At 44.2% G+C, this 1,411-nt stretch carries 1 protein-coding gene; it reads left to right on the plus strand.

Annotated elements, in window-relative coordinates; genetic code table 11:
- The coding region (locus F902_RS21755; RefSeq protein WP_005207597.1) for an ISNCY family transposase at window positions 1-1,143 on the plus strand (1,143 nt) is incomplete at its 5' end.
- Window positions 1,144-1,411 lie beyond the last annotated feature (268 nt).

A 1,411-nucleotide genomic window follows, 5' to 3' on the forward strand; every position in this document is an offset into this window, starting at 1 on the left:
CATCGTCGCCATGATGAAGCCGTAAAGTCTGAATGCCTTTCCCTTATTTCTGAACATCTGCTGGGCTTTGGCCCAACCTTGGCGCATGAGAAGCTCAGCAGCATGTTTGATCTGAATATTCCTGTGGAAACGGTTCGTCGCTGGATGACTGCCAATGAACTCTGGATTCCGCGATCCAAGCGTCTGAAACGGCCATATCAGCCTCGATATAAGCGGGATTGCTTCGGTGAGCTGATCCAGATTGATGGTTCATATCATGACTGGTTTGAAGGTCGAGCCGCCAAATGCTGCTTGCTGGTTTATATCGATGATGCCACTGGAAAGCTGTTGCATCTGCGCTTTTGTGAGGCTGAAACCACCTTTGACTATATGCTTTCCACCCGAGCCTACATTGAACAATACGGCAAGCCGCTGGCCTTTTATAGTGACAAACATTCGGTATTCAGAGTGAACCAGAAATCCAGTCAGGACAGTCAGATCACACAATTTGGCAGGATTCTGAATGAGTTAAACATTGATATTATCTTTGCCAACTCCCCACAGGCCAAAGGTCGTGTGGAACGTGCTAACAGGACACTGCAGGATCGTCTGATCAAGGAGATGCGCCTGGAAGGCATCTGCTCGATTGCCGAAGCCAATGCATGGCTGCCCTGCTTTATTGAGCATTTCAATCAGAAGTTCGCCAAGTGTGCGAGAAATTCCAAGAACTTGCATCGCCCTTTAACCGAATCTGATCTTGAACTGGAGGATATTTTCACCTGGCAGGAACCACGTAAGGTCACTAAGAATCTGACCATCACCTATGACAAATGTATTTATATGCTTGAGCCAACAGTACTGAATCATAAGCTGGTTGGGCAATACATTTCATTTCTGGAGTATCCAGATGGCACTGTGGCCATCATGCATGAAGGACGGAAGATCAACTATAGCGTCTTCAATAAACTGGCTGGACTGCAGCAAAATGAAGTGGTTGAGAATAAACGGTTAGGCGCAGTCCTAGCTCATATTCAACAGCAACACGAAGAGTTGGAAAAACAGAATAAACGTTCCCGTCTCAAGAAAAGTATGCCGAGCCGTAAAGCTCAGAAAGCTGTTATTGAACAAAGAAATTTAAATCCTGTTCTTGACTCTTGCAGTTAAAAACAGGACATTTTAAATGGTTTATCGCATAGACATTTTAATTGGTGAATAACAACTTGAACTTTTCCTTTTCGCATCAATATCTTAAAGTAAGCCGTTCTAGGGTTCAGCGCACTGGAACGGCTTTTTCTTGATCTTTCACGTTCCACGCCTATTATTTGATCAATGTTCCACAACTTTGTTCATATCAGTTAAACAATCGTGGTTAATCATAGGGTCTAAAAAAACGACTCCAAAACCCTCTTTTCTCAGGCTCTGGTTCAATGTG

The organism is Acinetobacter higginsii, assembly GCF_000369525.1.
GTDB classification, from domain to species: domain Bacteria; phylum Pseudomonadota; class Gammaproteobacteria; order Pseudomonadales; family Moraxellaceae; genus Acinetobacter; species Acinetobacter higginsii.